The organism is Shimia sp. SK013, from assembly GCF_001292625.1.
Classification (GTDB): domain Bacteria; phylum Pseudomonadota; class Alphaproteobacteria; order Rhodobacterales; family Rhodobacteraceae; genus Shimia.
This window is the reverse complement of record NZ_LAJH01000010.1, coordinates 1-26,050: the sequence shown is the minus strand read 5'-3', so window position 1 is coordinate 26,050 and position 26,050 is coordinate 1. Positions and strand designations below refer to the sequence as shown.

Here is a 26,050-nt window from a genome sequence, read left to right as displayed (position 1 = left end):
TCGTTACCTGCCAATGGCAAGAGACCGATATGACACAAGCTGACTTTCTGAAATCCGATTTTCCTGCACCAACTGAAATGCCCGATCTGGACTTCTCCGGACCGGGCCGGTTTTACAACCGTGAACTCAGCTGGCTGGGCTTTAACTGGCGCGTGCTGGAAGAGGCGGAAAACACCCGAGTTCCGCTGCTCGAACGTCTTCGCTTTTTGTCGATCTCGGCGACAAATCTTGACGAGTTCTACACCGTCCGCGTCGCCGGACTGCGCGAACTGGCACGCGAGGGCAACACCACACCGGCCCAAGATGGCCTGACACCGGCTGAACAGCTTGTTTTGATCAACGAAGACGCCCGTACCCTGCTGCAAGAACAGCAGCGCATGTTCAATGTCCTGCGCGGAGAAATGGAAGCGGTCGACATCCATATTCTTGATCGCCACGCACTCTCCGAAGAAGACCGCGCCTTTCTTGCTGACGTCTTCCTGAACCGTGTGTTTCCGGTGCTGTCGCCGCTCGCCATCGATCCGGCGCACCCATTCCCGTTTATCCCCAACACCGGATACACCCTTGCCCTGCAACTGGAGCGTACCAAATCCAAACGCCCGCTTCTGACGCTGCTTCCTATCCCGCATCAGATCGACCGATTTGTCTTCCTGCCCAGCGAGCCCGGCACCACCCGCGCCCTGCCGCTCGAAGAACTGTTGCTGCTGCATCTGGACAGCCTGTTCCCGGGCTATCGCGAAAAGGGCCACTGCGCCTTCCGCGTCCTGCGCGACAGCGACCTCGAAGTCGAAGACGAAGCCGAAGACCTTGTGCGAGAATTCGAAGTGGCGCTCAAACGCCGCCGCCGCGGCGAAGTTGTGCGCATGAAAATCACCAAAGACGCCCCTTCCGCTCTGCGTGGCCTGATCATGCGAGAACTCGAAGTCACCGACGACGAAGTCGTCGACATCGACGGCATGATCGGCCTCGCTGACTTGTCCGAACTGGTGGTGGACGAACGTCACGACCTGCTATGGCCCGGCTTTACCCCGCGCGTGCCGGAACGCGTACAGGACTTTGACGGCGACATGTTCGCCGCGATTCAGCAAAAAGACATGTTGCTGCACCACCCCTACGAAACCTTCTCGATGGTGGTGCGCTTCTTGCAGCAAGCCGCGCGGGACCCCGATGTGGTTGCGATCAAACAGACGCTATACCGCACGTCCAAGAAATCCCCCATTGTCGAAGCCCTCTGCGAAGCGGCTGAGGACGGCAAATCCGTCACTGCGCTTGTGGAACTCAAGGCCCGCTTTGATGAGGCCGCCAACATTCGCCAGTCTCGCCGACTCGAGCGGGCGGGCGCGCATGTGGTGTATGGTTTCACCGATTGGAAAACCCACGCCAAGATCTCCACCGTGGTGCGGCGCGAAGGCGACCGGTTGGTGACCTACACCCATTACGGCACCGGCAACTACCACCCGATTACCGCCAAGATTTACACCGACGTCAGCTTGTTCACCTGCGACGCCGATCTGGGCCGCGACGCCACCAAGGTATTCAACTACCTGTCTGGCTATGTGAAACCGGGCAAGCTTGAAAACCTCGCGATTTCGCCGCTGAATCTCAAATCTTCACTGATCGAGAGCATCGAAAGCGAAATCGCCCATGCCGAGGCCGGCAAACCCGCCGAAATCTGGGCCAAAATGAACTCGCTGATCGAGCCCGAAGTCATCGACGCGCTCTACCGCGCCTCGCAATCCGGCGTAAAAATCAGCCTAGTCATCCGCGGCATCTGCGGCCTGCGCCCCGGCGTCAAAGGCCTCTCAGACAACATCCGTGTGAAATCCATCGTGGGGCGGTTTCTGGAACACTCCCGCATCGTCTGTTTTGGCAATGGTGGCGGCCTGCCCTCCAAAAAGGCGCGGGTCTACATCTCTTCTGCCGATTGGATGGGCCGCAATCTCAACCGTCGCGTGGAAACGCTGGTGGAAATCAAGAACAACACCGTCAAAGCGCAGATTGTGTCGCAAGTCATGGCCGCCAACCTTGCGGATGTGGCGCAAAGCTGGGTGATGGCGTCTGACGGCACATTCCACCGCGAGCCGGTTCCCGAGGGCGAATTTGCGTTTAACTGCCACCGCTTCTTTATGGAAAACCCGTCGCTGTCCGGGCGCGGGTCCGCGGGGGCTTCAGATGTTCCCAAATTGACGCACACCGAAGATTGACCCGGACGCCGCACTGACGCACATTTGGGAACCACCCTTCGGGACCGCCTTTTGGGAATGACAATGACGACTGACCTCACCGATCCTGTGGCTCAGGACAGCGGCCTCTTTAGCCGCCCGATATTTGAAGACCCCGAGGCCCGCGCCCTGTCGCGTGTTGGCGTCGTGGATGTGGGGTCAAACTCCGTGCGCCTTGTGGTGTTTGACGGTGCGGCTCGCAGCCCAGCCTATTTTTACAACGAAAAAATCATGTGTGCTTTGGGCGCGGGGCTGGCCCAAACCGGACGCCTCAACCCCGAAGGACGCAAACGTGCGCTGGCCGCCATCGCCCGTTTCCAACGTCTGGCTGAGGGCATGCGCCTTTATGGCGTGACGGCCGTGGCCACGGCGGCCGTGCGCGAAGCCATCGACGGGCCCGCGTTTTGCGAAGAAGTGCGCCGTGAAACCGGCGTACATATCCACGTCATCGACGGTCGCGAAGAGGCCCGCCTGTCCGCGCAAGGCGTGTTGCTTGGCTGGCCCGGTGCTTATGGTCTGGTCTGCGACATCGGCGGCTCGTCGATGGAGTTGGCTGAAATCATCGACGGCGAAGTGGGCCGACGTGTCACCTCCTCACTTGGCCCATTCAAGCTGCGTGACATAAAGGGCGGCAAAAAAGGCCGCAAAGCCTATATCAATCAAACGTTGGACCATTTGAAGGACGAGATGGGCCAACAGAAAAACCGGCTGTTCCTCGTCGGCGGTTCCTGGCGCGCCATTGCGCGTATCGACATGCACCGACGCGGTTATCCGTTGCACGTCTTGCACGAATACCGCATGTCGGCCTCCGCCATTCAAAAAACCGCCAACTTTATCAGAGACCACGACCTTGAAGACCTTCGCCAGAAATGTGGTATTTCCAGCTCACGCATGGATCTGGTGCCTTTAGCCATCGAAGTTCTCAAGGGTGTTTTGCGCCGCTTTCAGCCGCGCGACATCGCGGTCAGCTCTTATGGCATCCGCGAGGGCATGCTCTATGAGCAGATGCCCGACCACGTGCGCCGTCGTGACCCGCTGATCGAAGCTTGTCGCTTTTCCGAAGCCAAAGACGCCCGCATGCCGGGCTTTGGCCGCTCACTCTACAAATTCATTTTGCCACTGTTCAAATCTGCAAAATACGAAAAACAGCGCCTGCTCAAGGCCGCCTGCCTGCTGCACGACGTCAGTTGGCGCGCGCATCCCGACTACCGCGCCGAGACCTGCTTTGACACCACAACACAAGCCAATCTCGGCGGCCTGCGCCACTCCGAGCGGGTGTTCATCGGCCTTGCGCTGTTGCACCGCTACCGCAACCGCCGCGAAGGCACCCGCTTTGAAGACCTCTACGACCTGATCGACGACAAAGCCAAGAAGGATGCTGAGGTTCTGGGCAAAGCCATGCGTTTTGGCGCGATGCTCTGGATGCAAAACCGCGAGGACATGGGCGAGCTTTACTGGCGGCCCAAGAAACGTGAACTGCATCTGAAATTGCCACCCGCCACCGGAGCGCTTTACGGCGAAGTGGCGGAGGCCCGCTTCCATTCACTCTGTCGCGCGCTTGACGCGGAACCCATTGTTAAGATCGGCAAGTAAGCGAAGCCTGCACACTATTGCCTTTCCAGCCCGTGCTCAAAGCTCCACACCGTCCGCAGCGCCATCCTCTGGCAGCGCCATCTCCTCGGGTGTCTTTTTGCGCAGAATGATGTCGCCATTCTCCAGCATTTGAGGCGCGTGATAGCTGCTCCAGTCCTCGACCTGTTCGACAATACCCGCCATCGCTGGTCCCATCTGCATCAGGAAATCCTGCATCTTCGGGCCGATCTGTCCGGCCAACTCGCGCATACCGTCAAGCGCCGGCGCCATTTCATCCTGCAAGCCTCTGAAAAATAGCCGCGCGCCCTCTTCCATCAAGCTGGTTCCGGCACTCGGCGCCACATCAGGCGCATTTTCGTCGGCCCATACAGGCCCTGCCGCCAGCGCAGCACAAAGGACAACTACATATCTCATAACACTCATATGGGCCCCCGCCCGTCTGTCTTCAAATGTCGATATCTAATACCACCGGAAAGTGATCGCTTGCCGTCAGAAGCGCGTCGCGCAACTCGGGCCGCGCATAACAGCTGTGATCTTCAAACGGATGCCAGATCCGCCACTTCGGATTGGCAGCGCGCAGCCCATCCGACACAAAGGCGTAATCCAAAAGCGCCTGCAAATACCGGTCCTCGCTTGAAATGAAAAACCGCGCCGAACTCGGCTGCGCGCCAATGCGCTGCCCCAACGCCATCCGTGCATGTGGATCATACAATTTCGGCGCAGCGCCAATGCCCATAACAATTTCCACCGACGAACGTCCGAACAAATCCTCATATTCGTCCAGTCCCGGTCCGTCATTCAAATCCCCAAGCACAATCAGGTCTTCACCTGCCTGCAAATGTGCCTCAATCCGCCGTCTCAACCAGATCGCCTGCGCCAATTGTTTGCGCCGGTTGGCAATCGACAAACGCATGACTTCATCGTGCGTTTTCGCCCCGTGAGGTGCCTTGGATTTCAAATGCGCCCCGATCATGCGCAGCTTGCGCCCCGCTTTGGTGCGCACTGCCAATTCTAGCGGAGGCTTGGAGAACACCACCTGATCCTCGGTCGCGTCGACATCCAGATCAATCCTGAACACCCCGTCAAACCTCGGCGCATCCGATGACGTATTATGGCCAATCGGATCGTGGTGGGCATTCAGCGTATCAGGGTCAAACAACAGCGCAATTTCCTGTTGGGTGTCATTGGAAAACCCCATGACCGCTTGCCGCGCCCGCAACCCAAATACCTGCGCAAAATGCTCCAGCGCGGCCACTGTGCGTCGCGTGCGTCCATGATCGGGCGCCTCAATCACCATGATCGCATCCGCGTCCAACGCAGCAAACACGACGCCCAGCGCTTCCGCCTGCTGTTCCCGCGTCACGTTCCACCGGCTAGACCAGCCGCCATCCATTACCAGTTGGTCTTGATCGTCAAACAACGACGAAAACCATTCAACGTTATATGACACAATCCGCATCAAGCGGCCTCGTTGATCTGCTCCCAAGCGCGGTTCACGTCAATCAGACGTTTTTCCGCCAGCTTGATCGCTTCCTCGGGCACGCCACGCGCAAACATCGCGTCGGGATGTGTGTCTCGCACCAACTGCCGCCAGACCTTGCGGATCGCCGCCATATCCATGTCCGGCGTGACGCCCAACACGGTGTAAGGATCGGCCTCCGCATCCGGCACAAACCGAGCGCGCATCGCAACAAAGGCGCGCTCCTCCATGCCCAAAATTTCCGCCACGCGCGTCAAAAAGACATCTTCATTGGGATGATATTCCCCGTCCGCAACCGCGATATGAAACAACCCTTCCAAAAGGTCGTCCGGCGTTCCCTTGATGGCTCCAAACAGTCCCTTAATGCGTTGCGCGTATTCCTCAAAACCCGCCACATCCTGCCGCGCCATGTTGAACACACGCGCTGCGTTGGCTTCGTCTTTGGCCTCAATTTGGAACACCTCACGAAAGGCCGTGACCTCATCGCGCGTGACCAGCCCGTCCGCTTTGGCCATCTTGGCACCCAAAGCGATCACAGCAATGGTAAACGCCACTGACCGCTCTGGCGGCGAACGCAGATGGTCAAATACCGTGGAAAGCGGCTCACCCTGACTAAGGGAAGCAAGCGCCTGAGATATGCGGGTCCAAATCGACATGACGCTACCTTAACTTTTGCACACGCGAAATAAAACGCCGCATTACAGCATTTTCTGCATCAAAACCAAGTCCATCCAGCGTCCGAACTTGCGCCCCACCTCAGGCATCCGTGCCACCTGCGAAAATCCCATCTTTTCGTGAAATCCAAGGCCCGCAGTGTTTTCGCCGCTGATGCCAGCAACCAAAACATGCACGCCTGCCCCTCGTGCCCGATCCTCCAACGCTGCCAACAGCTGTCGCCCAACTCCACGCCCCCGCGCCGATGGATCCAAGTGTATGGTGTATTCCATCGTTTGCGCATACCCCGGCCCGCCGCGAAACTGGAAAAAGGTCGCAAACCCAAGCACCTCGTCTGCCTCTTCCGCCACCATAAACGCGTCGCCTCGTGCAGCAATTTCCGCAACCAATGCGGCTTCGCTCTTTTCCGCGGTCGTAAACGTCGACACCCCGTCCCGAATCTCGCGGTTCCAAATGGCCGCGACTGCTGCCACGTCACCGCTTTGTGCGGTGCGCAAAATCACTGCAGGACCCTCTGACCATGCGGTGTATCAAAGGTCGCCCGCATGCCCGCTGCGCCATCGACATAGACCACTCGCGCATCACGCACCGGCACAACGTCCTGCAATTTTGCAGCTTCCGGATGCGCCACTTCCAACCGCACCAAAGTGCACCCTGACCGCGCCAACAAAGTCGCCGGTGTGGGCGAAACATCCCACTGCATTAACGCAGGAAAGCAATCCTCAAACGGCAAGGCGCCGCTCTTGGGCACCGCCATCCGCCACCGCAAATCTCCGCGTGTCAACTTCACGGGCTGACCGACATCCAACGCGATTGCCGCGACATCGGCGTCCAAATCGTCGCTCCGGCAAATCCAATTCCCGAGCTTCGGCCCCCCTGAGAACCGATCCAGATCGAACCACCGCGCATAGGGCAAATCACCCACACTCGGATCAACGGCAATCGCCTCCAAGTAAAGCCCGTCACCCAAGCCCAACAGCCGATTATGGGTGCCAAAATGCGCATGCTGCCCACCAGGCCCCATCGCCACGCCCAGCGCCTCTTCCACATGCGCAACCGCTGCGTCCAGGCTGTCGCCCGCCACCGCCAAATGGTCCAATGTTAACATTCCGCTCTCCCGGATTTTGGAATTTGTTCTGCCGCTCAACTTAGCCAATCTTTGCCGCGCAACAACCGCCCTTCGACGCCGCCAATCGAAACACGCTGAACACTTACATGCTGAAAAAGACTCTCCCAAAAGGAGATCTTAATGATAGGTTAATTACACGCCAGCATAGAATTGGCGAATTATTATGGAGAGACTTTTGAAACCTAGATCACTTAAATCCCGCATCGCATCTTTGGCTCTGACATTGACAACAGCCGCCACGTTCTGGACCGCCCCTACCACTCAAGCCAGCGCGCAGGAGGTCTATTTGGGCACCTTGCATCTCACTGCCGGCACGTATTGCCCACGCGGCTGGACCGAGGCCAACGGTCAACTTCTGCCCATCAGCCAGAACACGGCGTTGTTTTCCGTGATTGGCACCAGCTTTGGGGGTGATGGCCGTACAACATTTGCTTTGCCTGACCTGCGTGGCCGCGCTCCAATTCACTATGGCACAGGGCCCGGACTATCCGGTTACAGTTTTTCCCAAGTTGGTGGAGCAGAAAGCTTCACACTTACCCAAAATGAACTGCCGCCACACAGCCACCTTGTAAATGCCACCAACGCCGCCGCTGATCGCCACGGCCCTGGCACGGATCTTTTGGCCACATCCACCTATCAGGATGGCACCAATCTCAACATCTATTCTGATGGCGTGGCCAACAAGACTATGAACCCAAGCATGATCGCATCCACCGGTAACGGGCAGCCCAAGGCACATCGCGGACCATTCCTGTCTATGCGGTACTGCGTCGCCACCGAAGGCCTGTACCCACCACGCAACTAATACTCAGCGTGAAACACCAAAAAGGGCGCCGCAAAAATCATGCGGCGCCCAATGTGTGTCATCTGATGCACGATGGCTGGATCAGCCTCGCGCCTCGCGGATCAACTTCAAGATATCCTGCGCCGCTTCCGGAATGTTGGTGCCAGGACCAAAGATCGCCTTCACGCCTGCCTTCTTCAGGAACTCATAGTCCTGCTGCGGAATAACCCCGCCGCAGATCACCAGAATTTCTCCCGCATCTTTTGCTTTCAACGCTTCAATCAATTGTGGCGCCAAGGTCTTGTGACCTGCTGCCTGTGACGAAATCCCGACCACATGCACATCGTTGTCGACCGCATCCTGCGCCGCCTCATCCGGCGTCTGAAACAGCGGACCAACATCAACGTCAAAGCCGATGTCGGCAAAGGCTGTCGCAATCACTTTGGCGCCGCGGTCATGACCGTCCTGACCCATCTTCACAACAAGCAAGCGCGGCCGGCGGCCTTCTTCCTCAGCAAAAACTTCGATGGATTTCTGGATCGCAGCAAAGCCTTCATCACCCTCATAGGCCGCACCATAAACACCGGCCAAAGTTTTCACTTCCGCGCGGTGACGCCCGAACTCTTTCTCCATCGCCATGCTGATTTCTCCTACCGAGGCCCGCGCCCGCGCCGCTTCCACTGCGGCGGCCAAAAGATTGCCACCCTCTTTTGACACGCGGGTCAAACTGGCCAACGCCGCCTCACATGCCGCGCTGTCACGTTCCGCGCGGATTTTATCCAAGCGCGCCACTTGGTTTTCGCGCACTGCCACGTTGTCGACGTCAAGAATGTCGATCGGGTCTTCGCCGTCTTTGCGGTATTTGTTCACACCCACAATGACCTCATCACCTTTGTCGATCATCGCCTGTCGCGTGGCGGCACTCTCTTCAATGCGCAGCTTTGGCATGCCACTGGCCACAGCCTTTGTCATGCCGCCCATTTCCTCGACCTCTTCCATCAGCGCCCAGGCCTTCTGGATCAAGTCATCGGTCAGCGCCTCGACATAGTAAGACCCCGCAAGCGGGTCGATGACATTGGTCACGCCGGTCTCTTCCTGCAACACCAATTGCGTGTTGCGTGCAATCCGCGCCGAGAAATCGGTCGGCAGGGCAATTGCTTCGTCCAAGGCGTTGGTGTGCAAGCTTTGCGTACCGCCCAACACAGCCGACATCGCCTCATAGGCGGTGCGGATCACATTGTTATAGGGGTCCTGCTCCTGCAAGCTGACGCCCGAAGTTTGACAGTGGGTGCGCAGCATTTTGGAACGTTCGTTCTTGGCATCAAACTCGGTCATCACTTTGTGCCACAAGAACCGCGCCGCGCGTAGCTTGGCGGCTTCCATGAAGAAGTTCATGCCAATCGCAAAGAAGAACGACAGACGACCTGCAAATTTATCCACGTCCATGCCGGCGTTCATCGCCGCACGCACATATTCGCGTCCATCCGCAAGCGTATAAGCCAGCTCCTGCACAAGGTTCGCGCCCGCTTCCTGCATGTGATAGCCGGAAATCGAAATAGAGTTGAACTTCGGCATCTCGTTTGACGTGTATTCGATGATATCCGAGATAATCCGCATCGATGGCTCGGGTGGATAGATATAGGTGTTGCGCACCATGAACTCTTTCAGAATGTCATTCTGAATGGTGCCCGCAAGCAGCGCCTTGTCATGCCCCTGCTCTTCACCAGCGACGATGAAACTGGCCAAAATCGGCACCACAGCGCCGTTCATGGTCATCGACACCGACACTTTATCAAGCGGAATGCCATCAAACAGGATCTTCATGTCCTCAACGGAATCAATTGCCACGCCAGCTTTGCCAACATCGCCCACAACCCGCTCGTGGTCGCTGTCATAGCCACGGTGCGTCGCCAGATCGAAAGCCACCGACACCCCCTGCTGACCAGCTGCAAGGTTACGGCGGTAAAACGCGTTGGATTCTTCAGCGGTCGAAAACCCGGCGTACTGCCGGATCGTCCACGGACGTCCTGCATACATTGTGGCTTTCGGCCCCCGCGTGAACGGACCAAACCCCGGAAGCGACCCCATATGATCCAACCCCTGCGTGTCCGCCTCGGTGTAAAGCGGTTTGACGTCAATGCCTTCTAGCGTTTTCCACGTCAGATCGTCCAACGCTCGCCCGCGCAGCTCTTTTTCCGCCAGCTCTTCCCACTTCTTGGTGTCGCTCATCGCTTTGTCCCTCTTTCTTGTCCTTTGGTCAGGTCCCTACCAACGGGCGTTTGCCCGCCAAAACTGGGTCCTTCTCCTCAATCAAATACGCCAGACCGTCTGCGCCTGACCGCAGCCACATCAGGTCAGCTGCATAAATCTCTCTCAATGTCTCAATCTGCACCGCATTGAACGGCTGCCAGCGGCCGTTGCCATCCGGCAGATCCTCTTCGTCCTCATACCGATCCACCAGCACTTCGCGCAGCGCGTTCAGATGCGGGATCTGCGGCCCCATACCAACGCGCAGGTTGGCAGGCGCGCCAAACCGCCCCGCCACCGCGAATTCCACGACATCATCCGGCCGGTCGCCGACCCGCTCAAACGGCGCGACCAAAATTTCCGCATTTGGCAATGCCGCCGCCAAGTCGGTGACCACCCGTCGCCAACTGCGTGGCTGCGTCACCAGACGATCCAGCTCAGATTGCAACGGCAAGGGAAATCCGTTTGTCACCGCATGTGCCAGTGCCGCTGCCCAGTAATCCTCAAGGGCACGAATGTTGACAAACACCCGCTTGACCCGCCCCTCAAACGCGTGCGCCATCCGCGCGCCGCGCTCGCCGGCTGCCGGATAAAGCCGTTCGGAGGCTACATTGTCGGATATGCCACCCAAAATGCTGGGATCACAAACCAAGAGATCCTTAACCCGGGCCTTCTCCAGCGCCGCACAGCGCAGCCGCACCCGCCCGGCCCCGCGCGTACGCCGGCGCTCCACCCCATGCAGGCCAGAGCGTAACGTCAGCCCGTCAAACAACCCCTTGCGGGTGTCTGACACCGTCCACAGCGCCAAACCATGGTCGCGCAGCTTGCGCCGGTTGCGTTCCAGATAATAAGTCAACGAGGACACACCTGTCAGATGCGCGCCCACATGCAAAATCACGTCCATGCCTTTATGCACCCCTGCAAAGGCCGAGTTGCCCCCTTCTGGCAAGGCAAACGGCCGGATATTCATCCCGTCCATCATGCTGTCGCACCAGTGCATTTGAGGTTAATCGGGGGCAATTTGCCGCCGCGCATGGTAAAGGTGGTCGCAATGGCGTTCAAAACGCCTATATTGGTCCCAACAGGAGTGACCATGAAACACCGCTTAGCCTTTGTTCTGACAAGCTTTCTAGCAGCTTTTTCGGCGCCAGTGTTGGCCGCCGAGGAAACGCCCCAAGATGCGCTGATCCAACCCGCGGCAGAGGCCGATCTCGGAGCTTTTCTCTGGGTCAACCGCCCGTTGGTGGTCTTTGCAGACACGGACCGTGACCCGCGCTTTGTGCAACAGATGGCGCTGATCGACACATTGGCGCATGAATTGGCAGAACGCGACGTTGTGGTGTTGATTGACACCGACCCTGCCAACCCTTCTGCATGGCGCACAAAGCTGCGCCCGCGTGGCTTTATGTTGGTTCTGATCGGCAAAGACGGCAATCCGTATCTGCGCAAACCATTCCCTTGGGACGTGCGCGAAATCTCTGCGTCCATCGACAAAATGCCGATGCGCCAACAGGAAATGCGCGACCGCAACCTCAATTGATCCGCAGATCTGATATGGCGGCGCGCACGGCTCATGGCATCGACACCCCGCGCGCGGCCACCAAAACGTCATACCAATCCTGACGGCTCAGCTTCACGTCGAACGCGCGCGCCGACGCCCGAATGCGGTCCACGTTTTGCGTGCCAATCAAGGCAAACACATTGGCCGGATGGGCCAGCACCCACGCCAAAGCGACGTGATCCACGTCCACACCTTCACGTGTCGCAATCGCATCCAGCACCGACAGAACCCGCGCTTCTTGCGTGCCCGCTTCCGGCTGATGCGCCGCCGTCAACCGCCCGCCGCCCAATGGCGACCAGGCCATCGTGGCCAAACCAAACTCTTGCGCCACATCCAACGTGCCATCTTCCAGCGGATCAATCGCCAGCGGCGAGAATTCCGGCTGTGTCGCCACCAACGGAAAATCCAGCTTGGCCTGCAGAGCGCGCAGTTGGGTGTGGCTGAAATTGCTGACGCCCGCTTCACGGATCTTGCCATCGCGCCGCAACTGCGCCAACGCTGCTGCCACTTCATCAAACGAGGCCAAAAGATCCGGTCGATGGATCAGAAATACGTCGATTGTGTCAGAGCGAAGCCGCGCGAGTGATCCCTCGCAGCTCTCGATCAGATTGGACGCGCGGCTGTCGTAAGGCACAGGGGGATGAATTCCCGCCTTGGTTACCAAAATCGTGCGTTCCCGCAACCCTTTGTGCGCGGCATACACCTCGCCCAACACGGCCTCTGCACCGCCAAATCCTTGCTGCCCGAAACCGTAGATCGCGGCCGTATCCAGCATGGTGGCGCCGATCTGAAGCGCCGCTTCAACCTTGGCCGTCGCCTCCGCCACGCTGGAGCCCGCAAACCGCCAACAGCCATAGGCCAGCCGCCCGGCCTCAAAGCCGCCGATTGTGCCGGTGCGCAGCACACTCAAAGAACGATCAGGCTGGTACTGTACACTCATAGCGCTGCCTTCTTTTTGCGGTGGACCAACAGAACTCCTCCGCAAAAAAACACCGTCAAATAGCCAAGCACCAACGCTTCCAGTGGGGTCGCAGCCCCTCTGTAGACTACAAGGCCAATCACAAAAGCAAATATAACAACAAACACAAACCGCGCCCAAAACCAGCCAGCACGACGCGCAAGCCCACTCAGTTTGTCAAAGAGCAAACCATGCGCGACCACAAGCACTGCCGCCTGCACCAAAAGGCCAATCGCAGATAAGATCCAGAATTGACCACCGAGGTCACCGCTGCCTCCTTTGGGGATCAGCGAGATCACAAACCCCAAAAGCATAGCAACGGCTAGGCCGCCCAGAGACGCGCCTAGGTGCGCAAGCCATTTCTGGGCGGTCTTATGCATTATTCAAACTCCATGATCACGTCATCCACCGCCAGACTGTCACCAGCCGCCGCGTTGATCTTGGTGACCACGGTGGTTTTTTCCGCCCGAAGGATGTTTTCCATCTTCATGGCTTCCACTGTGCACAGCGCCTGACCTTCCTGCACTTCGTCGCCCACTTCCACGTCGACCTTCACGATCAGACCCGGCATGGGGCAAAGCAGCATCTTGGAGGTATCCGGCGCGACTTTCTCAGGCATCAACTTGGCCAACTCCGCCTGACGCGGCGTGCGCACATGTACGGTCATATCCGCGCCACGGGTGCGCAACCGGAACCCGCCCGGAATTTTGCCCACCTTCAGCACCAGTGGCCCGTCAACGTCCACCTCAGCCAGTTGATCGCCCGGCGTCCAATCCGACGCCACACGCAGCTTGCTGCCATCGTCAAACTTGATAGTCGAGCCATCTTTGTCTGCCTTCACCTTCACGGCAAAGTCCTGACCTTGCAGGCTCACAACCCATTTCTTGCCAACACGACGCTCGTGATTGTCCATCCGGCCCGACACACGCGTCCGCCGGATTTCAGCCACGCGGTACATCGCCGCCGCAGCCGCCGCCACGCGCTTAAGCTGCGCTTCAGGCAATGCAACACCGTCAAAACCGTCGGGATATTGTTCCTCGATAAAGGCCGTAGTCATGTCCCCCGCCATAAAGATCGGGTGATCCATTACCGCGCTCAGGAACGGCAGGTTGTGGCCAATGCCCTCAACCTCAAAACTGTCCAACGCGACACGCATCGCCTCAATTGCCGCATCACGGGTCGGCGCCCACGTGCAAAGTTTGGCGATCATCGGGTCGTAATACATGCTGATCTCGCCGCCCTCATAGACGCCGGTGTCATTGCGCACGACAACATTGCCCGCGTCACCAGGCTGCGTGCCCGGTGCATACGCTTTTGTTTCGGCTGGCGGGCGATAGCGGGTCAATCGGCCAATCGACGGCAAGAAGTTGCGATAGGGATCTTCCGCATACAGACGGTTTTCAATTGCCCAGCCCTGCAGCTTCACATCGTCCTGCGTGATGCTCAGCGGCTCGCCATTGGCGACGCGGATCATCTGTTCCACAAGATCAACACCAGTGATCAGCTCGGTCACAGGGTGTTCCACCTGCAGGCGCGTGTTCATCTCTAGGAAGTAGAAATTCTTGGCGCCGTCGACAATAAATTCCACGGTGCCAGCGCTGGCATAACCAACCGCCTTGGCCAGCGCGACAGACTGCTCGCCCATCGCCTTGCGGGTCGCCTCATCCAAAAACGGGCTGGGCGCTTCTTCGACAACCTTCTGCTGACGCCGCTGGATCGAGCATTCCCGCTCGCCCAAATACACGCCATTGCCGTGCGCATCGCACAGCACCTGAATTTCAATGTGACGCGGCTGGGTGATAAATTTTTCAATGAAAATCCGGTCATCACCAAAACTGTTGGCAGCCTCGTTCTTGGAGGACTGAAATCCCTCGCGGGCTTCTGCGTCGTTCCATGCAATCCGCATGCCTTTGCCGCCGCCACCCGCAGAGGCTTTGATCATCACCGGATATCCAACCTCATTGGAGATCTTCACCGCATCATCCGCATCCTCGATCAGCCCCATATAGCCGGGAACGGTCGACACATTGGCCTCCTGCGCGATCTTCTTGGACGTGATCTTATCGCCCATCTTTTCGATCGCACCTACAGGCGGGCCAACAAACGCAACGCCCTCGGCGGCCAGAGCCTCTGCAAATTTGGCGTTCTCCGACAGAAAGCCATAGCCCGGATGCACCGCCTGTGCGCCGCTTTTGCGGATCGCGTCCATGACCTTGTCGATCACGATATAAGACTGGTTCGCAGGCGGCGGGCCAATGTGGATGGCTTCATCCGCCATCTGTACGTGCAGCGCCTGCTTGTCGGCGTCCGAATAAATCGCCACCGTTTTGATGCCCATCTTGCGGGCGGATTTGATCACACGACAGGCAATCTCGCCCCGGTTGGCAATCAGGATTTTGTCGAACATATCAGTGTCCTTCTTGGTCTTGGCGCGCCGCATTTACGGAGCGTTCTGGCAACAAAAAAGCCACCGCCGCGCGAATGCACGTCGATGGCTTTGGGTTCGGGTCCGGCTGCGCTGCAGCCGAAAACATCAGATCAATGTGCGACGCGCCAAAACGCTCAGCACTTGTTGGAGAATTCCTGACAGTAGATCGCGTTGGCCGCGCCGCCGATAACGGCACCGGCCGCAAGGTTGCCGCCCACGACCGCTGCGGCGGCAGTGCCTGCGCCCGCACCGATGAGGGCCTGTTCGCCAAACGTGTCGCCACATGCCGCGAGGCCAAGCGCCGCGGCGCCCGCCAGAATGAGTTTATGAATTCGCATTTGCAATGTTCTCCTGCTCGCCCGGTTCTTTTGGCCGGTACTGTCCCAATAGCATATCCCCGCTTACCGCCATACCCGCGTAAAAAAACGGGTGATTCCGCAGGGACGCCACAGAACCACCCGAAAGGGGAAGGGTAACGGAATACACTGTTACAAGAGCCAGCCGCTCCCGGCTGAAGCTCCATGCTTGATACTTTGGCACAGGAAACGCTGCGTACAATTGACAGTGTCTTAACAGACGCGAGATGAGCACCTTCCTGCTCATTCCTAATACCTATAGGCGAAATCATGCCCATTCCTCGCCTTTGCCATTAAAGGCATCCGGAAACGACGCCTGCGCGACGTTCACATCAATGCGCAACAAGGCATCATAGCTGGCGGGATCAAACGGATCCTCTGCCGGAACCACCTCACGGCCAAACAGCCAGCTCAACCGGCCAGCATCCAGATTGCCGCGCTCAAACGGCTCCTCGCCGAACTGTTCCCACAGCGCTTGCATAAAGCCCGCGTCTGCACGGCGATCCGGTGGCCTGCGGTCACGAAATCGCTCGCGCACCGTAAGCGCCGTCACGCCTTTGGGGTTGGCGCGTCGAATGACAAATTGAAAATCTGTGCCTTGAAGGCGTCCGGGGAAGCCGCGATGCTTGATCATTACGCGCCTCCTTTCTGAAAAGGGGCGCTGATGTGCGCGGTAACTTGGGAAAGGCTCTGAACCTGTGTCAGAGGCTGGACAGGCCGACAGGCCTGCCCAAATCGCGTGTAACCGGGGTTACTTGTATTTGCCGGTATATTCCGGCTCAACCGAGATCGGCTCAGGGTCGACCACGACGAATTCTTCGACTTGCGAGTTGTCAGCACATGCTGCAACAACGGCAACAAGGCCAACGGCCAGCAATGCTTTGATGCTCTTGGACATCTCTGTCTCCACGTTTTGTTTAATGTTTTAACAGGGCCTTTTGACCCTGCCTGCCTCAAAGTCGCAGAACTGCGACATAAGCGAACAATAGTGGATTCATCAGCAAAAAGATACAGATAGCAGCCTATGCTAATGTGCTGTGACCGCAAAGCCGCAAAACTTTGCCGACCCGCCTGTCGGGGCGCAAGATATTGTGGTGTCATCAAAAACCCTCCCAGATACAGCCCCCGTCTTCGATGCTGAAAGCCTCGAAAAACTGGGTAGCAAGGGAGGACGTGGCGCCAAACTCGGTTTCACGATCCGCCATCGAGATGATCACCTGATCCACCTCTTTGGCCTCAATCGCAAGGTATGGCACCGCCACGCCGATACAAAGATGAAAGAAATCTTCCTCGATCTGGTGAAACTCCAGACCCTGCCGGATCAAGGGCATCACATAGCGGAACCGCGCGACCTGACTGCTGTCTTGACGGGTCTCGTAAATGATCTCCTGCAAGCGGATTTCATTACCGGAAGGCACGGCCGGTGTCTCCTCCAAGGCCCCGGCCGTGGCCGCGCTCCATAAGGTCCCTCCTAGCGCGGCAGATGCTGCAAGTGCGGCGCGGCGGATCATGTGTCCACCCTCCCGCGATTGGCGTGACGCACCCAGCGCGCGCGGCGCTTGGGGCAGTCCAGAACGCCCTGAATTGTGTCTTCTACTTGGGTCTTGGCGACCGCTCCGGCCACCTGCCCACCTGCTCTCACATGCAATGCACCGCCCTCGCGGCGCACCTCAACCGCGGGCGCAAAGCCCCTCAGCCCCTGCAGTGCCCGCCACATATCCTGCCGCACTTGATGCGCCACGGCCAAACGCCCGCCATCCGGCAACACGGTACGGGCCGACACATCAAACCGAGCCGAAGCCATTCGGCTCAGCGTCAGGGTGTCCCCATCGCGCGCGATATGCCAGCGGGCTTTGCTCACTCCGGCGTATCCTCGTCTTGGGTTACAAACTCGGCTGGGCTGATGATCTCGATCAGCTCCATATCATCCGAGTGGCGCACTTCACGGTGTTTGATGCCCGGCGGCTGCAACACACAAGACCCCTCGCGCAAAACATGCTCGCCCTCGCCTTCGTATTCAAACACCACCCAGCCTTTGGTCACATAAACCATCTGGAATTCGAGCTCATGGCTATGCCACGCCGCAGGGCTTTCCATGCCCGGCACCGCGCGAATGACATGCGCTCCGAACTTGCCACCCGAAGCGCCTTCGATTCCCAAATCGCGATACTCAAAGAACGCACGCAGGCCTTTGCCCACGAACTTGCCCTCGTCCGCGTGGGCAATCGTAAACGCTTGGGTGTTGAAAACGGTGCTCATGCTTAGACCTCTCTGATGACCCAAAACCGCGCTAGGACGTATCGCCCGCCGCTGACGCGGCGGGCCTTTGACTCACAACGGAATATTATCGTGCTTCTTCCACGGGTTCTCGAGTTTCTTGTTTCGTAGGCTCGCGAACGCGCGGCTCACCCGCATGCGTGTCGACTTCGGTTGGATCACCTCGTCGATAAAGCCGCGTTCTGCCGCCACAAACGGCGTCGCAAAACGGTCTTCATAGTCCTGCGCATGCACTGCAATCTTCTCCGCATCGCCCAGGTCAGCCCGATGAATAATCTCGGTCGCACCCTTCGCACCCATCACCGCGATCTCCGCAGTTGGCCAGGCATAGTTGAAATCACCGCGCAGGTGCTTGGACGCCATAACGTCATACGCGCCACCATAAGCCTTGCGCGTGATCACAGTCACTTTCGGCACCGTCGCCTCGCCATAAGCAAACAACAGCTTCGCACCGTGTTTGATCACGCCACCGTATTCCTGGCTCGTCCCCGGCAGGAACCCCGGCACATCCACCAGCGTCAGGATTGGAATTTCAAAACAGTCACAGAAGCGCACAAACCGCGCCGCCTTGCGTGAACTGTCAATGTCCAGACAACCGGCCAGCACCATCGGCTGGTTCGCCACCACGCCCACGGTCTGACCTTCCAGACGGATAAATCCTGTCAGAATGTTCTTGGCGTAGTCTTCCTGAATTTCGTAGAAATCGCCTTCGTCCGCAATCTTCGCGATCAGCTCTTTCATGTCATACGGCGTGTTGGCGTTTTCCGGCACCAGCGTATCAAGGCTTTTTTCGATCCGGCCCGGTTCATCAAAGAACGGACGTACAGGTGGTTTTTCGCGATTGTTGAGCGGCAAGAAGTCCACCAAACGGCGCACTTCGGCCAATGCTTCGACATCGTTTTCAAACGCGCCATCCGCCACGGACGACTTTTTGGTGTGGGTGGACGCGCCGCCCAGTTCTTCTGCCGTGACAACCTCGTTGGTCACGGTTTTCACCACGTCGGGGCCAGTTACAAACATATATGACGTGTCTTTGACCATAAAGATAAAGTCGGTCATCGCCGGACTATACACTGCGCCACCTGCACATGGCCCCATGATCACGCTGATCTGCGGCACCACGCCCGAGGCCATGATGTTGCGTTGGAACACTTCGGCATACCCAGCCAGCGAATCCACGCCTTCCTGAATCCGCGCACCACCCGAGTCATTCAGACCGATAATGGGCGCACCATTCTGCATGGCCATATCCTGAATTTTACAGATCTTCTGAGCGTGTGTTTCACTCAGCGAGCCCCCAAATACAGTGAAATCCTGTGAGAACACATAGACCATCCGGCCATTGATTGTGCCCCAGCCGGTGATCACACCGTCACCCGCAGGCTTTTGATTTTCCATACCAAATTCGGTACAGCGATGGGTTTTGAACATGTCAAACTCTTCAAAGCTGCCCTCATCGAGCAAAAGCTCAATCCGCTCACGCGCGGTCAGCTTGCCCTTGGCATGCTGGCTGTCGATGCGGCGCTGACCACCCCCCAAACGGGCTGTTTCGCGGCGCTCTTCCAATTGTTGGAGGATATCTTTCATAGCAGGACCCCTGTAATTTGGGGCCGACCATAGTCTGCGATGCTGCGCTGCAAAAGGATTTTCCGGCAAATTTGCAAACCACACCGACGGTCAGTGCAGTAAATTGCAAATTAGCAAATATTTCACAGTTTAACCACACCATGGACATTCCCACCCGACAGGCCTAATTCTGAGATTATGAACGATCATTCACCCGCCCGCTTTTTAGACCGCCAAAGTCCGCCAAACATCGCCACACTGATCTTGCTGGCAGGTGTTTCGGCGCTTTGCATGAATATCTTCCTGCCCAGCCTGCCATCGATGACAGCCTATTTTGACACCAACTATGGCGTGATGCAGCTGTCGATCGCGGTCTACCTTGCGGTCAATGCCGTGCTGCAAATTGTCGTGGGGCCGATTTCGGACAAATTTGGCCGCCGTCCTGTCATCCTTTGGGGGTTGCTGGTCTTTCTTGTTGCAACGATTGGCTGCATCTATGCGCCCAATGTGGCGGTCTTTCTCGCGTTCCGTATGATGCAGGCCGCCGTGGTGGTGGCGATGGTGCTCAGCCGCGCGGTGGTGCGCGATATGGTGCCCGCCGATCAAGCCGCAGGCATGATTGGCTATGTCACTATGGGCATGACGGTTGTGCCGATGCTGGGGCCCGCGCTCGGCGGTGTGCTGGATCAGTTTTTTGGCTGGCAGGCCAGTTTCTGGATGCTGTTTTTCGCAGGCCTTGCGATCTTCTGGCTGACGTGGCGCGATCTGGGGGAAACAAAATCATCCTCTGGGCTTAGCCTCGCCCAGCAGTTCAAGGAATTCCCCGAACTCCTGCTCAGCCCGCGCTTTTGGGGCTATTCGCTCGCCAACGGATTCACCTCCGGCGCCTTCTTTGCGTATCTCGGCGGCGCTCCTTTTGTGGCGACGCAACTGTTTGGCATGTCGCCCGGGCAAATGGGCCTCTATTTTGGTGCCCCGGCTTTGGGGTATTTCTTCGGCAACTTCTTCTCGGGCCGATACTCCGCACGCTTTGGCGTAAATCGTATGGTTCTTGCTGGATGCACCATTGCCGGCCTCGGCGTCGCCCTGTCTCTGTCGATCTTTGCTGCCGGTTATGGATCCGCATTGGTTTTCTTCGGCTTCATGACCTTTGTGGGTATCGGCAACGGTCTCGCAATCCCGAACGCAACCGCCGGCGCCTTGTCGGTGCGCCCGCATCTGGCGGGCACGGCGTCCGGCCTCGCGGGCGCCATCATGCTCGGCGGCGGCGCCGCACTCTCTGCATTGGCAGGTGCTCTGCTCAGCACGGAAACCGGCGCCTTCCCGCTGCTCTGGTTGATGTGTGCCACCAGCGTTGCCGGATTGACCGCAATCCTGCTGGTGATCCGGCGCGAAAAACAGCTCGGCTTCAGAGAGTCCTAAATCCTTCGCCGAAGCACCTCCCGCAATACATTTATTTACAAAGGGTTTTGCTACACAAACCGCCATTTCCGCAAAATTGACGCCTTGAAAGTGGCAGGCCGCTTTTGAATCTCTATGGAATTCATACCCTTACCGACGTTTCACCGCAGATCATCTGAAACACTGGCGCGCACCACTTTGCAAAGTTATGTTTGCAGATATGCAATCGGGAGACTCACATGCCCACACAAAAGCTTTACGCCGGTGCAAAGCTGCGAGAAATTCGCACGCGGCTTGATCTGACGCAAAAAGACTTCGCCCAAAAGCTCGGTGTCTCGCTGCCCTATTTGAACCAGATGGAAAACAACAACCGTCCGGTTTCGACCACGGTTGTGCTCTCTCTGGCTCAGGAATTCGGCCTCGACGTGACCGAGCTTTCCGCCGGTGACAGCGAACGTCTGGTCAGCGATATGCGCGAAGCCCTTGCCGATCCAGTTTTGGCCGATGTCTCCGCCCCATTGGCTGACTTGCGCCTCACTGCATCAAATGCGCCAGCTTTGGCGCGCGCCTTTCTGGAATTGCACCGCGCCTATCGCCAAACCCACGAACGGCTGGCGTCATTAGACGAGGCTTTGGGCCGCTCCGACGTTCAGGCTCAGGCCAATCCTTGGGACGAAGTCCGCGACTTTTTCCACTATTGTGACAACTACATAGACGCCGTTGATCGCGCGGCTGAACACTTTGCCAAATCGTCGATCCAGGCTGGCGGCATCCGCGCGGCGGCCATTGCGGCCCTTCAGGCCCGCGGTATCACCGTCGCCTTTACCGACATCGACGCGCTGCGCGACTTTGACGCCAAGGGGCAGACCCTGCAGATTTCCCGCTACGCCCAACCGGAAACCCAGACCTTCCAGCTGCTTCTGCAAGTGGCCCTGCTGCAAAGCGACAAACTGCTAGAAGCCACCCTCGATTTCGCCCGTTTCCACACCGATGCCGCACGCTCGATTGCCAAGATTGGCCTCGCCAATTACTTCGCTGGCGCCGCGCTCATGCCCTACGGCGAATTTCTGGCGACCGCGCATGACACCCGCCACGACCTCGAACTTCTGGCAAACCGGTTTGGCGCTTCCATCGAACAGGTCGCGCATCGCCTCTCGACCATGCAACGCCCCGGAAACAAAGGCATTCCTTTCTTCTTTGTGCGTGTGGATCAGGCCGGCACCATCACCAAGCGCCACTCCGCCACCCGCCTGCAATTCGCCCGTTTTGGCGGCGCCTGCCCGCTCTGGAACGTGCACCGCGCCTTTGAAACGCCAGGCCATTTCCTGCGCCAACTGGCCGAAACGCCGGACGGTGTGCGCTATATTTCAATGGCCCGCGATGTCTCAAAATCCGGCGGCCATTTCGGCGCGCCGGTGCGGCGCTACGCCATCGCCTTGGGCTGTGAAATTCGCCACGCCGACGCGCTGGTCTATGCCGATCATATGGAGTTGGAGAACCCGCAAGCCTTTGAACCCATTGGCATCTCCTGCCGCATCTGTGAACGTGCCGATTGCCACCAGCGCTCCGTGCCACCACTTGAACGCCGCCTGACCATCAACGAAAACGCCCGCGGCGTGTTGCCCTATGAGGTCGGCTGATGCGTCTCGCTTTCCGTCTACTCGCGCTCACCATTGGCCTCGCCTTCGCCGCCGTGACGCTGGCAGGTCCAGCCGGGCGCCTGCTGATCTACCCGTTTGACAAGACCCAAGTCACTCCCGCCGACGCTGGCCTCTCCGGCGTCACCGAACAGGCTTTCGACTTTGATGGCGAAACCCTCGTTGTCTGGACCGCGCCACCACGCAAGGGCAAGCCGGTGATCTTCTATCTGCATGGAAACGCGGGCAATCTCGCCGCCCGAGCAGGCCGGTTCCGCCGCTTCACCGAGCGTGGCTACGGCCTCATCGCGCTGGCCTATCCGGGCAGCAGCGGTAGCACGGGCACCCCCTCAGAGAGCAAGATCATCGAAACGGCTCGGTCCGTTTGGCGATCTCATGTTGGCCTCCTCGACCCTGAAAGCGGCCCAACTTCGTTCATTCTCTATGGAGAAAGCCTCGGAACAGCCCCTGCTCTTGTTTTGGCAGACGCCCACCTCATGGTTCCCCGCCGACCCACAGCCCTCATTCTCGAAGCCCCCTTCACATCCATCCCGAACATGGCCGAACACCACTACCCCGGCACCGGGGAACTAGCGAAAAACCTGCTAAATAGATGGGACAGTCTATCCGCTGCCAAATCCGTGACCGTGCCCCTGTTCATCATGCACGGCACTGACGACACACTGATCCCCATAGAAATGGGGCGACAGATTCACGCTGCCGCCCGTTCCAAATCCAAAGAGTTCCTTGCCGTCAAAGGCGCCGGTCATACCGACCTATGGCGCTCTGACACTCTGCCGAAACTCTATGCCTTCATCGATCAATTCGCCTTCAGATAGGCGTAGATCTCGTCTTTCAGCGCACCGCGCCGTTTGCGCAGATCCATTTCTGCCAACTCCTCACGCGGTTGCACGTTCGTTTCCGCAGCATGCACCTTCCGATTGAGGTCGTGATAGTCATTCGCCAGCTTGGCAAAATGCTTGTCCGACACTTTCAAAGCGCTCATTTTCTCAATGAACTCTGGGAATTCGGCAGCCAACTCGTGGGGGGTGTTCGACATATCAATGCGCTCCTTTGTGTAACTCAATCAGAGCCTAGGCGGAAATTGGTGCAGACACTTTGACTCCGATCAAATCCCCGAAACAAAACCATTTACGTGACAGGTCACTGCTGCATCGTGTACCTTTCCGTCCAAAGCATTTTTAACCAAGTCCTTGGACCCACACATCTATCGGGGAGCAATATGCGCATTTTCAAACCGGCAACGGCCCTTTTCGCCGTCACCTTTCTCACCGCATGCCTGCGCGATGGTGACGTTGTTCCTGTCAATCTTGATTACGCGAAAACCAACTATGGCTACATCAACTCCGGCGACTTCAAAGCCGGAAGTTTTTTCCTGTGGGACAAAGGCGAGAGCCGCATGGTGCATCTGTCAGACGTGCCAGGATTTGAGGCGCCGCCAAATCCGCGCGATAAGACCGTTCAAGTTGCGGACTACACCAGTGGCGCGTCATTTGGCGTGGGTGGCCAGAATGCCGCCATCAAAGCCAAGGCGGATGCGATGATGTCCGCACGCTCCGCGTTTGAAATTTCCTACCCAAACTCCGTTGTGTTTGACAACACCATCACCCGGGTCACCCGCTATTTGGGCGACGACATCCGCGACGGTGGCGGACTTCTGGATGAATGGGGCTTCCGCACTGCCGTCAACGACCCGGAACAATTCTATGTGCTTGTGCGCAAGGTGACTTATGGCGATGGCATCAGGCTTTTGGTCGACGGCGAATCCGAGGTCAACGCCGGCTTTTCCGTGATCATCAAAGGTGCGGACGTGAACGTGCGGGTGCAGGGCAAAGGGCTCAACGCAATTCAGGGCACCGACACCGAAGTTGCCTTTGACGTCTATATCATGCGTCCAATCTGGAACCAGACCGGATCGGCCCAAACTCCCAGCTTCACCGTGGATCACTTCGTCAAAATTGACGGCTTGCCTGATCTTTTCCGCTCCACGTCACGGCGTGACGGTTAACGCTGTGCCGTTTGCCACTCCGGATGGAACCAAGGTTCGGCATTTGACGCCGCAAGGCTACGGCCCAGAATATGGTCAGACGCTTTTTCGCCGGTCATGATCGACGGCCCGTTAAGGTTGCCGTTGGTAATACGCGGAAAGATCGAACTATCCGCAACCCGCAACCCATCCACGCCAATCACGCGACACTCCGGGTCGACAACGGCGCTCGGGTCATCCACCGCCCCCATCTTGCACGTGCCACAGGGATGATAAGCGCTTTCCGCATGCTGGCGGATAAACCCGTCCAACTCATCGTCGCTTTGCAGGACCTCGCCGGGTTGGATTTCGTGCTTCACAAACGGCTTCATCGCATCCTGTGCAAAGATTTCCCGCGTCAGCCGAAGCGCCGCGCGGAAATCAACCCAATCCTGCTCTGTCGACATATAGTTGAACAGAATATGCGGTGGCGCTTTCGGGTTCGCCGAGGTCAACGTTACCGCCCCGCGCGACGGCGAGCGCATCGGGCCAACATGCGCCTGAAACCCGTGGCCTTCAGCTGCCGCCTGCCCGTCATAACGCACAGCAATCGGCAAGAAGTGATACTGGATATCGGGATATTGCACGCCCGCGCGCGACCGGATGAACCCGGCGCTTTCAAACTGATTTGACGCGCCCAGACCCGTTTTGGTGAACAGCCATTGCGCCCCCACCATCGCCTTGCCCAACAGATTGAAATGCTTATACAAAGTGATCGGCTGCTTACACGCCACCTGCATGTAAACCTCAAGGTGATCTTGCAAGTTTTGCCCGACGCCGGCGCGATCTGCGATGACGTTGATCTCGTGTTGCGCCAGATGCGCGGCGGGCCCGATGCCCGACAACATCAACAGCTTCGGCGAGTTTATCGAACTTGCCGCAAGGATCACCTCGGCGTTGGCGCGCACCACCTGCACCCGCCCGCCACGTTCGATCTCGACGCCAACTGCGCGGCCATTCTCGATGACCACTCGGCGTGCCAATCCCTTGATCAGATCGCAGTTGTCGCGCTTGAGCGCCGGTTTCAGATACGCATTTGCCGCCGACCACCGCTGGCCGCCGTGAACGGTCATGTCCATCGGGCCAAAGCCCTCTTGCTGCTGCCCGTTGTAATCGTCTGTGGCCGGATAACCAGCTTGCTGCGCCGCATCGACAAATGCAGAATGCAGTGGGTTGTCGCGCGGGCCGCGGCTCACGTGCAGCGGGCCATCGGTGCCGCGCCATTCCGGATCACCGCCCTGCCCGCTTTCGTGCCAATGCTCCATGCGCTTGAAATACGGCAGCACATCGGCATAGCCCCATCCGGTCGCACCGCTTTCGGCCCAATGTTCGTAATCGCCCGCGTGCCCGCGCACATAAACCATGCCGTTGATCGAGCTTGAGCCGCCAATCACTTTGCCGCGCGGACAGACCAGCTGACGCCCGCCCAGATACGGCTCCGACGCGCTCTTAAAGCCCCAGTCATACATCGACATGTTCATCGGATAACTCAGCGCCGCAGGCATCTGAATAAGTGGCCCAGCATCCGTGCCGCCGTGCTCGATCACAAGAACCGATTTCCCAGCTTCACTCAGCCGATAGGCCATCGCACATCCGGCGCTGCCTGCACCGACAATCACATAATCCGCCTGCATTAGACGCATCCTCTAAGCTTTTGTAATCCAGACCTTTTGGCGGTCGGGATGGGTG

At 58.1% G+C, this 26,050-nt stretch carries 27 protein-coding genes; 8 read left to right on the top strand and 19 right to left on the bottom strand.

Annotation, left to right across the window (positions count from 1 at the left end; translation table 11 throughout):
* Positions 1-29: 29 nt before the first annotated feature.
* Together SHIM_RS07700 and SHIM_RS07695 are read left to right on the top strand one after the other, a co-directional pair.
* Complete coding sequence (locus SHIM_RS07700; protein WP_054002066.1) at positions 30-2,204, top strand: RNA degradosome polyphosphate kinase; 2,175 nt, start codon at positions 30-32, stop codon at positions 2,202-2,204.
* A 57-nt stretch (positions 2,205-2,261) separates the two neighbouring features.
* Positions 2,262-3,815 carry a Ppx/GppA family phosphatase gene (locus SHIM_RS07695; protein WP_054002065.1) on the top strand — a complete coding sequence of 518 codons (1,554 nt, stop codon included), beginning with the start codon at positions 2,262-2,264 and terminating at the stop codon, positions 3,813-3,815.
* A gap of 36 nt (positions 3,816-3,851) precedes the next feature.
* Here SHIM_RS07695 and SHIM_RS07690 read toward each other — a convergent pair whose 3' ends face one another.
* The 5 genes from SHIM_RS07690 to SHIM_RS07670 are packed head-to-tail and all read right to left on the bottom strand — an operon-like array spanning position 3,852 to position 7,078.
* A complete protein-coding gene (locus SHIM_RS07690) occupies positions 3,852-4,229 on the bottom strand; it encodes a hypothetical protein (RefSeq protein ID WP_152926488.1) in 378 nt (125 codons plus the stop codon).
* Between the two features lie 31 nt (positions 4,230-4,260).
* Complete coding sequence (locus SHIM_RS07685) at positions 4,261-5,274, bottom strand: endonuclease/exonuclease/phosphatase family protein (protein ID WP_054002063.1); 1,014 nt, start codon at positions 5,272-5,274, stop codon at positions 4,261-4,263.
* Positions 5,274-5,951 carry a molecular chaperone DjiA gene (locus SHIM_RS07680; protein ID WP_054002062.1) on the bottom strand — a complete coding sequence of 226 codons (678 nt, stop codon included), beginning with the start codon at positions 5,949-5,951 and terminating at the stop codon, positions 5,274-5,276. Before SHIM_RS07680 ends, SHIM_RS07685 begins: the two co-directional genes overlap by 1 nt.
* 42 nt (positions 5,952-5,993) lie before the next feature.
* A complete protein-coding gene (locus tag SHIM_RS07675) occupies positions 5,994-6,473 on the bottom strand; it encodes a GNAT family N-acetyltransferase (RefSeq protein WP_054002061.1) in 480 nt (159 codons plus the stop codon).
* Positions 6,470-7,078, bottom strand: a complete 609-nt coding sequence (locus tag SHIM_RS07670) for a VOC family protein (RefSeq protein ID WP_054002060.1) — start codon at positions 7,076-7,078, stop codon at positions 6,470-6,472. The genes SHIM_RS07675 and SHIM_RS07670 overlap by 4 nt, the downstream gene beginning before the upstream one ends.
* 232 nt (positions 7,079-7,310) lie before the next feature.
* Between SHIM_RS07670 and SHIM_RS07665 the strand changes: the two genes are divergently transcribed.
* Positions 7,311-7,904, top strand: a complete 594-nt coding sequence (locus SHIM_RS07665) for a phage tail protein (protein WP_054002059.1) — start codon at positions 7,311-7,313, stop codon at positions 7,902-7,904.
* Positions 7,905-7,985: 81 nt separating this feature from the next.
* On the opposite strand, the gene scpA is transcribed toward SHIM_RS07665, so the two are convergent.
* Together scpA and SHIM_RS07655 are read right to left on the bottom strand one after the other, a co-directional pair.
* Positions 7,986-10,112 carry a methylmalonyl-CoA mutase gene (gene scpA, locus SHIM_RS07660; protein ID WP_054002058.1) on the bottom strand — a complete coding sequence of 709 codons (2,127 nt, stop codon included), beginning with the start codon at positions 10,110-10,112 and terminating at the stop codon, positions 7,986-7,988.
* A 28-nt stretch (positions 10,113-10,140) separates the two neighbouring features.
* Entirely contained in the window at positions 10,141-11,130 is a 990-nt protein-coding gene (locus SHIM_RS07655) for a hypothetical protein (RefSeq protein ID WP_054002057.1), read from the bottom strand.
* Between the two features lie 93 nt (positions 11,131-11,223).
* On the opposite strand from SHIM_RS07655, the gene SHIM_RS07650 reads away from it, so the two are divergent.
* Complete coding sequence (locus SHIM_RS07650) at positions 11,224-11,670, top strand: DUF4174 domain-containing protein (RefSeq protein ID WP_054002171.1); 447 nt, start codon at positions 11,224-11,226, stop codon at positions 11,668-11,670.
* A 31-nt stretch (positions 11,671-11,701) separates the two neighbouring features.
* Here SHIM_RS07650 and SHIM_RS07645 read toward each other — a convergent pair whose 3' ends face one another.
* The 10 genes from SHIM_RS07645 to SHIM_RS07605 all read right to left on the bottom strand — a co-directional run bounded on the left by SHIM_RS07645 (position 11,702) and on the right by SHIM_RS07605 (position 19,297).
* Positions 11,702-12,631 carry an aldo/keto reductase gene (locus SHIM_RS07645; protein WP_082358322.1) on the bottom strand — a complete coding sequence of 310 codons (930 nt, stop codon included), beginning with the start codon at positions 12,629-12,631 and terminating at the stop codon, positions 11,702-11,704.
* Positions 12,628-13,029: a hypothetical protein gene (locus SHIM_RS07640; protein WP_054002056.1), complete on the bottom strand. Its 402-nt coding sequence runs from the start codon at positions 13,027-13,029 to the stop codon at positions 12,628-12,630. Before SHIM_RS07640 ends, SHIM_RS07645 begins: the two co-directional genes overlap by 4 nt.
* Complete coding sequence (locus SHIM_RS07635; protein ID WP_054002169.1) at positions 13,029-15,056, bottom strand: acetyl-CoA carboxylase biotin carboxylase subunit; 2,028 nt, start codon at positions 15,054-15,056, stop codon at positions 13,029-13,031. Before SHIM_RS07635 ends, SHIM_RS07640 begins: the two co-directional genes overlap by 1 nt.
* Positions 15,057-15,211: 155 nt before the next feature.
* The gene (locus tag SHIM_RS07630) at positions 15,212-15,415 is read right to left on the bottom strand and encodes a hypothetical protein (RefSeq protein WP_054002055.1); all 204 of its coding nucleotides are present in this window, start codon (positions 15,413-15,415) and stop codon (positions 15,212-15,214) included.
* A 286-nt stretch (positions 15,416-15,701) separates the two neighbouring features.
* On the bottom strand, positions 15,702-16,067 hold the full coding sequence (locus tag SHIM_RS07625) for a hypothetical protein (protein ID WP_054002054.1): 366 nt from the start codon (positions 16,065-16,067) through the stop codon (positions 15,702-15,704).
* A gap of 117 nt (positions 16,068-16,184) precedes the next feature.
* Positions 16,185-16,331 (bottom strand): hypothetical protein, encoded by a 147-nt coding sequence (locus SHIM_RS20375; protein WP_193749884.1) that lies wholly within the window; start codon positions 16,329-16,331, stop codon positions 16,185-16,187.
* A 202-nt stretch (positions 16,332-16,533) separates the two neighbouring features.
* Positions 16,534-16,944, bottom strand: a complete 411-nt coding sequence (locus SHIM_RS07620; protein WP_054002053.1) for a DUF6497 family protein — start codon at positions 16,942-16,944, stop codon at positions 16,534-16,536.
* Positions 16,941-17,294 carry a hypothetical protein gene (locus SHIM_RS07615; RefSeq protein ID WP_241488813.1) on the bottom strand — a complete coding sequence of 118 codons (354 nt, stop codon included), beginning with the start codon at positions 17,292-17,294 and terminating at the stop codon, positions 16,941-16,943. The genes SHIM_RS07620 and SHIM_RS07615 overlap by 4 nt, the downstream gene beginning before the upstream one ends.
* Positions 17,291-17,692: a cupin domain-containing protein gene (locus tag SHIM_RS07610; protein WP_054002052.1), complete on the bottom strand. Its 402-nt coding sequence runs from the start codon at positions 17,690-17,692 to the stop codon at positions 17,291-17,293. The genes SHIM_RS07615 and SHIM_RS07610 overlap by 4 nt, the downstream gene beginning before the upstream one ends.
* A 72-nt stretch (positions 17,693-17,764) precedes the next feature.
* A complete protein-coding gene (locus tag SHIM_RS07605) occupies positions 17,765-19,297 on the bottom strand; it encodes an acyl-CoA carboxylase subunit beta (protein ID WP_054002051.1) in 1,533 nt (510 codons plus the stop codon).
* Between the two features lie 177 nt (positions 19,298-19,474).
* Here SHIM_RS07605 and SHIM_RS07600 point away from each other — a divergent pair, with 177 nt between their 5' ends.
* The 3 genes from SHIM_RS07600 to SHIM_RS07590 all read left to right on the top strand — a co-directional run bounded on the left by SHIM_RS07600 (position 19,475) and on the right by SHIM_RS07590 (position 23,153).
* Positions 19,475-20,698 carry a multidrug effflux MFS transporter gene (locus SHIM_RS07600; protein WP_054002050.1) on the top strand — a complete coding sequence of 408 codons (1,224 nt, stop codon included), beginning with the start codon at positions 19,475-19,477 and terminating at the stop codon, positions 20,696-20,698.
* Positions 20,699-20,916: 218 nt separating this feature from the next.
* A complete protein-coding gene (locus SHIM_RS07595) occupies positions 20,917-22,317 on the top strand; it encodes a helix-turn-helix domain-containing protein (RefSeq protein WP_054002049.1) in 1,401 nt (466 codons plus the stop codon).
* Positions 22,317-23,153, top strand: a complete 837-nt coding sequence (locus tag SHIM_RS07590) for an alpha/beta hydrolase (RefSeq protein ID WP_054002048.1) — start codon at positions 22,317-22,319, stop codon at positions 23,151-23,153. Before SHIM_RS07595 ends, SHIM_RS07590 begins: the two co-directional genes overlap by 1 nt.
* On the opposite strand, the gene SHIM_RS07585 is transcribed toward SHIM_RS07590, so the two are convergent.
* Positions 23,135-23,374 (bottom strand): YdcH family protein, encoded by a 240-nt coding sequence (locus tag SHIM_RS07585; RefSeq protein WP_054002047.1) that lies wholly within the window; start codon positions 23,372-23,374, stop codon positions 23,135-23,137. The two genes, SHIM_RS07590 and SHIM_RS07585, sit on opposite strands and share 19 nt — an antisense overlap.
* A gap of 183 nt (positions 23,375-23,557) precedes the next feature.
* Between SHIM_RS07585 and SHIM_RS07580 the strand changes: the two genes are divergently transcribed.
* Entirely contained in the window at positions 23,558-24,343 is a 786-nt protein-coding gene (locus tag SHIM_RS07580; RefSeq protein WP_054002046.1) for a hypothetical protein, read from the top strand.
* On the opposite strand, the gene betA is transcribed toward SHIM_RS07580, so the two are convergent.
* Positions 24,340-25,995: a choline dehydrogenase gene (gene betA / locus SHIM_RS07575; RefSeq protein ID WP_054002045.1), complete on the bottom strand. Its 1,656-nt coding sequence runs from the start codon at positions 25,993-25,995 to the stop codon at positions 24,340-24,342. The genes SHIM_RS07580 and betA overlap by 4 nt on opposite strands.
* Positions 25,996-26,050: the final 55 nt, after the last annotated feature.